At 57.5% G+C, this 7,209-nt stretch carries 6 protein-coding genes and 2 pseudogenes; 5 read left to right on the top strand and 3 right to left on the bottom strand.

What is annotated here, in order from left to right; genetic code table 11:
- Window positions 1-100: 100 nt before the first annotated feature.
- Window positions 101-1,191, bottom strand: a pseudogene (locus tag ASD00_RS42525) (PLP-dependent transferase); the annotation flags it as partial.
- Window positions 1,192-1,273: 82 nt separating this feature from the next.
- Window positions 1,274-1,990 carry a hypothetical protein gene (locus ASD00_RS23365; RefSeq protein WP_057209216.1) on the bottom strand — a complete coding sequence of 239 codons (717 nt, stop codon included), beginning with the start codon at window positions 1,988-1,990 and terminating at the stop codon, window positions 1,274-1,276.
- Window positions 1,991-2,239: 249 nt separating this feature from the next.
- Between ASD00_RS23365 and ASD00_RS23360 the strand changes: the two genes are divergently transcribed.
- From ASD00_RS23360 to ASD00_RS39155, 3 genes and pseudogenes are all read left to right on the top strand, one after another.
- Window positions 2,240-3,229 carry a zinc-dependent alcohol dehydrogenase family protein gene (locus tag ASD00_RS23360; protein ID WP_057209184.1) on the top strand — a complete coding sequence of 330 codons (990 nt, stop codon included), beginning with the start codon at window positions 2,240-2,242 and terminating at the stop codon, window positions 3,227-3,229.
- 54 nt (window positions 3,230-3,283) lie between these two features.
- On the top strand, window positions 3,284-3,592 hold the full coding sequence (locus ASD00_RS23355) for a 4-oxalocrotonate tautomerase family protein (RefSeq protein ID WP_025431004.1): 309 nt from the start codon (window positions 3,284-3,286) through the stop codon (window positions 3,590-3,592).
- Between the two features lie 48 nt (window positions 3,593-3,640).
- Window positions 3,641-4,023 (top strand): annotated as a pseudogene (locus ASD00_RS39155) (DUF983 domain-containing protein).
- 239 nt (window positions 4,024-4,262) lie between these two features.
- Here the strand turns inward: ASD00_RS39155 and ASD00_RS23350 are convergent.
- Window positions 4,263-5,252 carry a zinc-dependent alcohol dehydrogenase family protein gene (locus ASD00_RS23350; protein ID WP_199196999.1) on the bottom strand — a complete coding sequence of 330 codons (990 nt, stop codon included), beginning with the start codon at window positions 5,250-5,252 and terminating at the stop codon, window positions 4,263-4,265.
- A gap of 109 nt (window positions 5,253-5,361) precedes the next feature.
- Between ASD00_RS23350 and ASD00_RS23345 the strand changes: the two genes are divergently transcribed.
- On the top strand, window positions 5,362-6,231 hold the full coding sequence (locus ASD00_RS23345; RefSeq protein WP_057209210.1) for a LysR family transcriptional regulator: 870 nt from the start codon (window positions 5,362-5,364) through the stop codon (window positions 6,229-6,231).
- Between the two features lie 451 nt (window positions 6,232-6,682).
- Window positions 6,683-7,120, top strand: coding sequence for a VOC family protein (locus ASD00_RS23340; protein ID WP_057209180.1), 438 nt, complete (start codon window positions 6,683-6,685; stop codon window positions 7,118-7,120).
- Window positions 7,121-7,209 lie beyond the last annotated feature (89 nt).

Below are 7,209 nucleotides of genomic sequence, written 5' to 3'. Positions count from 1 at the left end.
CATACCCTCGCCTAAGACACGTCGCTAACGACGTCGCTAAGCACGTGTCTTAGGCCATCAAGGCGCTATCCGGCAGGCGGTGCCAATCGGGCGGTTACCTTATGCGCAAGACGAGATCATCTGCGTCCCACCTCCGCACCGTGCGGTAGGCCTTGACAGGCATGGGCGCAATGAGACTGCGCATTCCGCCCCAGGATGCCCCTATCGCAAATGTCTTGAGCACATTGAGAGAAGGCGAGACGCGATCGGACAGGCCTCTTTTGAAAACGACGCCAAAGACACCTGACGCCCCAAGAAAGTCCCTCTTCCAGATCGAATGGCCAGGATCGGTCGGCAATGCTGGATGGATAACACGTTCCACGATTTCCGCTGCCTGTATCCTTTCGATCAACTGCAGGGCACCTTGACTTGCATGTCTCATGCGAACGCCGAGCGTTTCTAGTCCTCTTAAGACCAAAGAGGCGTCATCCGGTGACACGCAGATCCCCATTCGTCCGAGCGTTGACCGTATCGGAGCGGTTAGTTGTTCGTCGCGGACCGTCAACGATCCCAGCAGTACGTCTGAATGCCCCGAAATGTACTTGGTCAGCCCCTCTGTGACGATGTCTGCTCCGAGCGTCAGGGGTTTGTAGTTCAGAGGTGTCGCCCAGGTATTGTCGCAGCCAACCAGTGCCCCGTGCCGATGGGCTATGTCCGCAATAATGGGAAGATCTTGGACTTCCATTGTCGTCGACCCAGGAGATTCGCACCAGACTATCTTGGTTCTGGCGTTGATTTTAGCGACGAGATCGGATGGATCGACGGGATCGTAGTAGGCAACCTCGATACCGAAGCGCGCGAGTTCCGTATTGGCGAAATCGCGCACCGGGGGTACACGGAATCGGCTATGAGGATGCCGTCACCCGCCTTGAGAAATGGAAGCATCGCAATCGCGTTGGCCGCCTGGCCCGAGGGCACGAGGAATGTTCTGGCACCGTTCTCGAGAGCTGTCAGTTTTGCCTCGAGCGTTCTGGTGGTCGGTGTCCCGTAAAGACCGTAACTGTAGCCGTCAGGTCCGCGTTGTCCGCGGTTTGCGTAATCCTCGGCGGTGTCGAAGACGATCGTTGAAGCACGATGCACTCCAACCCCGAACGTTGCGAAGCCTTCGGCATTTACGTGGGGTGTCACGACACAGCGCGTGAGGTCCTTCATCGCATTCTTCCTTTTGACCGAGGCGGAAATCACCAGTGTCCACCATATCCGCCCCCTGCAACTGCGTGGGTGGGTGCGAACTCTAGGCGACCGAAAATTCCAGACCGCTTACATCGATGGATATCATCAAGCGAGACAAATCGGGCGTGAGGTCTGCTAGGCGAGGGTACCCACGTAGCTTCGTTGGTATGTTGACCCCATGACACTCTTCGTAGTGAGAAAGCAATTCCGTGATGGTTATGCCCGCGTCGCCATCGACATGGTAGTCATGCCTGCGCAAGAGGAAGTTGCCGTCAAAGAAGTAGTCGTGTACGCGGGCAGCGGTTGCAAGGTCCGGCGGCAACTGGGCCCTGAGAACCCGCCATTGGTTTCCACCTTCGTTCCAGGGAACAAGCTCACATACCTCGACACCTTCCAGCATTAAATGGAATGGAGCGGTCAAAAACGATCTAACAGTGGAGCATGCCAGCAAAACTCCGACCAATGCATCGACTGGCAGTTTGAAGTCGTATTGCAATTGCGCGGAACGCACGTCCTCGACTCCGGTAACAAGGGAGCCGTCGTCACCCAGGATGGACAAGCGGTTGCGTTCGAGGTCGCTTCGGCAATTGACGCATCCAAGGGGTTCAATGACCGCTCGTTGCAGCTGCGGGAAGACAGTTATCTGTCGAGGCGCCAGGTTGCCAAAATTCACACATAAATCGCCACCCAGTAAAGCCGTTGCCTTCGCAACATTATGTGCGCCCCAGTTTGTCAGCCCCCCATGAGCAACGATGGCTTTGTCGAGCAGCTTGTTCAAACTTTCGCTCCCGATACCAAGTGACAACGACCCGCTCGATCATGTCTGATCAGCTCTTCCTATAAGGTACACCTCTGCTGAAAATCCGAAATCATATCTTCCATTAGGGCGAGAGCTCTAACCTGAAATTGCAACCGCCGGGCTCGGTTGCCACTTCGCCGAAAGCGCGCATCTAAAGGTATATATGATTTCGGCCACCAGGAAGTTGGCGCACAGTCTCCCCCGACGAACGCTACAAGGAGACGCGAGATGCCGACGATGCGAGCAGCGGTGGTCGAAGCCGCGAATGGTCCTTTCCGGATTTCTGAATTGGAGCATCCGGTACCCAAGTCTGGCGAGGTGTTGGTTCGCATCTGGGCTAGCGGTGTGAATCCCCTGGATACTAAAATCCGTGCCGGAGCCGCGGCGCATGCCCGACATGAATTGCCTGCGATACTTGGAATCGATCTTGCCGGGGTCGTGAAGGAGGTTGGTGAGGGTGTGACGAGGCTTTCTCCCGGTGACGAGGTCTACGGGATGGCCGGAGGTGTGGGTGGTAATCAAGGATCACTTGCGCAGTACGCGGCGGTTGACGAGCGCCTTCTGGCAATCAAGCCATCGAACATCTCAATGCGCGAAGCGGCGGCACTGCCACTGATCTTCATCACTGCATGGGAGGGGCTCGTCGACCGAGTGAACGTTCAGGCTGGACAATCAGTTCTCGTAATTGGTGCTGGCGGGGGCGTCGGGCATATCGCTGTCCAGATCGCAGTGGCGTTGGGAGCTAACGTGTGTGCCGTCGATTCGGGGAGCAAGGGAGACTACCTCCGCAGCCTGGGAGCAACGCCGATCGACTATTCCTCCGATGACGTTGAGACCTACGTTGCAAAGCACTCAGGCGGCAAAGGATTCGATGTCGTTTACGACACCGTCGGCGGCGCGGGATTGGACGTCGCATTCAAGGCCGTCGCCCGATTCGGACATGTGGTGAGTTGCCTTGGTTGGGGAACTCATGCCCTGGCTCCCCTCTCATTCAAGTCTGCTACCTACTCTGGTGTCTTCACTCTGATCCCACTGCTGACCGGTGATGGGCGTGAGCACCATGGCGATATCATGCGGGAGGCTACGAAACTGGTGGAGGCAGGGAAGGTGTCGCCACGCCTCGACCCGAGGACATTTACGCTCGAGACCGCTGCCAGCGCCCACGAGCTAATCGAGACCCGAAAGGCCAATGGCAAACTTGTTGTTGACCTCGATTAATGGGGGTCGGCCCTGTCGCCTTTCCCCCAACCAAAGAACCTTGAGGAGAATACGATGCCCTTTGTGAACATCAAACTCGTGGATGGTGTGTTTACAAGCACCCAAAAACACGCGCTGGCGAAGGCGATCACCGATGTGATGGTCAAGTTCGAAGGCTCCGAGGCGTTCCGTTCCGTTACCTGGGTTCTGATAGAGGAGCTTCACACCGATGGCTGGCACATTGGCGGGCAACCCTTCGCCGGGCCATCCTCGCTAATGGAAACCCTTGGCCGCTCTAAGGCCGTCTACGAGATGATTGACGGGAACCCGACGTCTCGTGACGAGTTTGCAGCGGCGTTGCCACCCAAGGCCGAGGCCAGCTAGCCGTCAACAGCACATCCATCTCGATTTCGATGGTGAGGGAACGGATACATGACCATCGACTACAACGAGACTACCAATCCTGAGCTCACCGGATTCAAGGGGCGTTGTCCGCGTTGTCAACGGGGACACCTGTTTAACGGGCTCCTGTCATTGGCGCCGTCTTGTGAGGTCAGTGGTCTGGACTATGCGTTCGCTGACCCTGCGGACGGCCCGCATTTTTCGCCATGAGTATCGTGGCCGTTCCCGCGCTTGCTTTCGCTCTGTGGCTCCAACTGACATTCGAGCCCTCGCTCTGGGTACATCTTTCAACTCTACCTTTAACCACGGCAGCATGTGTCGTGCTGTTGAGGCCTTTGAAAGGCTGGCTGGTATGCTCCCAATACTTTCATAAAGCCGAAGAAGGCCACATCGATCGGGACTGGCGAAGTTGAATGGAAGACCTCGCGTCGGCGCGGAGGCAGTCTTGTTCGCCGTCGGGATCACGGTCCGTTCGAACGAAAGGTCCTTTGCTGCTAAACCAGACACACCAGATCTGTTCCACCAAGCCGTCCCGCATGATCTTTTGCGAGCGAGACAAAGAGAAGGACATCCTCGCGTCTGGGTGTATGCAGAACTCGATGGGATTGCAAGGCAAACGGGTCCCGGCCATGATGACGCGGGACCCTGGCCTTTAAGCGATGTCTATGACGAGCTTTCCGTCAACCTTGCCGGCTTCAATCAGCTCGTGGGCCGCCATCACATTCTCAAGTGTGAAGGACCGATCGTCGAGACGCGGCATCAACTGACCACTTTCTGCAAGGCGCGTTGCTTCCCGCATGATGTCCCCGTGATGCTCACGACCTTCGCCAGTGAGTAGCGGAAGCAGTGTGAACACGCCGGAGTATGTCGCCGCCTTGAATGAAAGCGGGGCGAGGGCGTGCGAGCCCCAGCCGAGGCAGCTAACCACATGCCCAAAGCGGGCGACTGCCTTGAACGCAGTGTCCAGGCCAGCGCCGCCAAGGGTGTCGTAGACGACATCGAATCCTTGTCCTTGCGTATACTTGACTGAGTATTCTTCCACTGTTTCTGTGGCATAGTCGATCGGCGTCGCATCGAGGCTCTTGATGTAGTCAGCCTTGCGCGCTACATCGACTGCATAGACATCCGCGCCAAACGATTTGGCAATCTGAACTGCTACGTGTCCGACCCCGCCACCGCCACCGAGGACGAGCACCTTCTGGCCAGCCCGGACGCCCACACGGTCCACGAGGCCTTCCCACGCCGTGATGAAGATGAGCGGTAGCGCAGCCGCTTCACGCATGGAAAGGTGAGATGGCTTAATGGCCAGCAGCCGCGCATCGACGGCCGCAAATTCTGCCAGCGAACCTTGAACGCCGGCTACACCGCCTGTCATGCCGTAGACTTCATCTCCGCGGCGAAACCCAGTCACGCCTACACCGACTTCTTCAACAATCCCAGCAAGGTCGATACCCAGGATTGCGGGAAGCGGATGACGGGCGTGAGCGGCTGCACCAGCGCGGATTTTCGTGTCCAATGGATTTACGCCACTCGCCTTTACGCGGACGAGCACCTGACCTTCGTCCGAAACCGGTGGTGCAATCTGCGCGACGCGGAATTCGGTACCGTGATTTTCAAGAACTAATGCTTTCATCGTGCCCATAGGATTGATCCCTTTCACTTGATGTCAGCACTTTGCTCTGGAAGCTTCCGAATGGACATCATATAGATTGTATGTTGATCATGCATTTTTGAATGGGTCGTAAGTGATGATGGAATGGAGCGACATTCGTCTTTTCCTTGCGATCGCGAGGGAAGGAACGCTGGGTGCGGCCGCGAGAAAGTTGGGCCTGACGCAGCCGACTATGGGAAGACGGCTAAAAACCCTTGAGGCCGCGGTCGGCCACTCGCTGTTCCAGCGCACACCGGACGGGTTTGTCCTGACAGATGAGGGCACCGTCGTAATGGGGCACGCCGAACGGATGGAGGAGGAGGCGATCGCACTCCAGCGCCAACTTGCGGGTACCGAGAACACGTTGTCCGGCACCTTGCGGATATCCTGCTCTGACTGGTTCGGCGTCCATGTTCTCGCCCCCATCCTTGCCGACTTCAGACGTGTGCATCCCAATGTAATCATCGAGATTCTCACTGACGCCAGGCTTTTGAACCTGGCGCGTCGCGAAGCCGATCTGGTTTTCCGGATACGGTCCTTCACCGAGCCGGAAGTCATTTCACGCAAGCTACTGCATATTCCCTATGGCCTGTATGTCGCCAAAGGATCGGACGACCCTTCGCCCGGCTCCGGAGCAGGATTTAGTGTGATCATTATGGACGAGGCATTTGGAAGCATGCCCGACGTCGGTTGGATTAAGAGTCGATTCCCGAATGCGGACGTTTCCATGCGAAGCAATAATCGCGATGTTCAGGCACGGTTATGCGCAGATGGTGCAGGTATGGCCGTTCTTCCGAGGCCGCTGGGGGACTCGATGGAGGGGTTGAAGCGTGTCGACGTGTCGGAGGCTCCCCCTGGAAGGGATACTTGGTTCGGGTATCATCAGGATCTTCGACGACTTCCACGGCTTCGAGCGCTTATTCAGTTTGTTGGTGAGCAAGCGCAAATAATACAGCGCCTATATCGCTAATGCCGCCTCTGCGCGCAGCGGGCGTATTTGAACGCTTGTCAGACCGCGGCCTACCCGCATCCAAGGCGTCCAAGGCTAGATCTGACTGGCCTCGTCCAGCAGGTCGACTCTCGTAGTCCGGGCGGAAGAAATTGCGCGTCGTAGGTCATGCTGCGCGCCTCTCCGGCGACAGACTTTGAAGCCAGTGTTCATGACGAGCCCGCGAATCGCCCGCTCGTGGCTTATGAGGACTGCTGCGAAAACAGGATGCGCTCGACGTCGGACATCTGCGCGCGGTGGATTCGAGCTCGCTTCTAAAAGACAATTCGGCGGACGGCCCGTGATCCGAGCTTCTGATCTGGGCAGCAGCGAAAACAGGTCCGATGGCCGCCGGAAACGAGGCAATTCAAGCGTCCGTTGTTGGACCGAGCGACACCTTGTAGTCTGGAGCAACACATTGGAGATTGGACACATGGCGCTCAGGCGGATGGACAACGTAGGAATCGTCGTCGAAGATCTGGCAGGGTCGATTGATTTCTTTCGCGAACTCGGCCTCGAGCTCGAAGGGCGGACCACGATCGAAGGGGAATGGGCTGGACGTGTCACTGGGCTGGGCGATCAGCATGTCGAGATTGCCATGATGCGCACGCCAGACGGCCATAGTCGGCTAGAGCTCTCCCGCTTCCTCTCCCCGCCTGTGATTGCAGATCACCGGAACGCTCCGGTTAACGCCCTAGGCTACCTGCGCGTCATGTTCACCGTGGACGACATTGACGAGACGCTTGAAAGGCTCCGCACCCGCGGCGCGCAGCTCGTAGGCGAAGTAGTCCAGTATAGAGACGCTTACCGCCTCTGCTACGTCCGTGGGCCTGAAGGACTTCTCATCGGGCTCGCCCAAGAGCTCAACTGAGCGCAAGAGACGACGAACAGCCAGAAGTCACCAATGTCTGCGAGTGCGTCCGAGGCGGGCCTGTTCGGGCCGGCTCGCCCACCAAGGTC

Source organism: Ensifer sp. Root31, from assembly GCF_001424825.1.
GTDB lineage: Bacteria > Pseudomonadota > Alphaproteobacteria > Rhizobiales > Rhizobiaceae > Ensifer > Ensifer canadensis.
The sequence above is the reverse complement of the archived record's forward strand: the minus strand, read 5'-3'. Positions and strand labels throughout refer to the sequence as shown.

Excerpts from the sequence above, each read along its gene's own strand:
- ASD00_RS23360 (WP_057209184.1), top strand. The coding sequence starts at position 2,240 with ATGCCGACGATGCGAGCAGCGGTGGTCGAAGCCGCGAATGGTCCTTTC.
- ASD00_RS23355 (WP_025431004.1), top strand. The coding sequence starts at position 3,284 with ATGCCCTTTGTGAACATCAAACTCGTGGATGGTGTGTTTACAAGCACC.
- ASD00_RS23350 (WP_199196999.1), bottom strand. The coding sequence starts at position 5,252 with ATGGGCACGATGAAAGCATTAGTTCTTGAAAATCACGGTACCGAATTC.
- ASD00_RS23345 (WP_057209210.1), top strand. The coding sequence starts at position 5,362 with ATGGAATGGAGCGACATTCGTCTTTTCCTTGCGATCGCGAGGGAAGGA.
- ASD00_RS23340 (WP_057209180.1), top strand. The coding sequence starts at position 6,683 with ATGGCGCTCAGGCGGATGGACAACGTAGGAATCGTCGTCGAAGATCTG.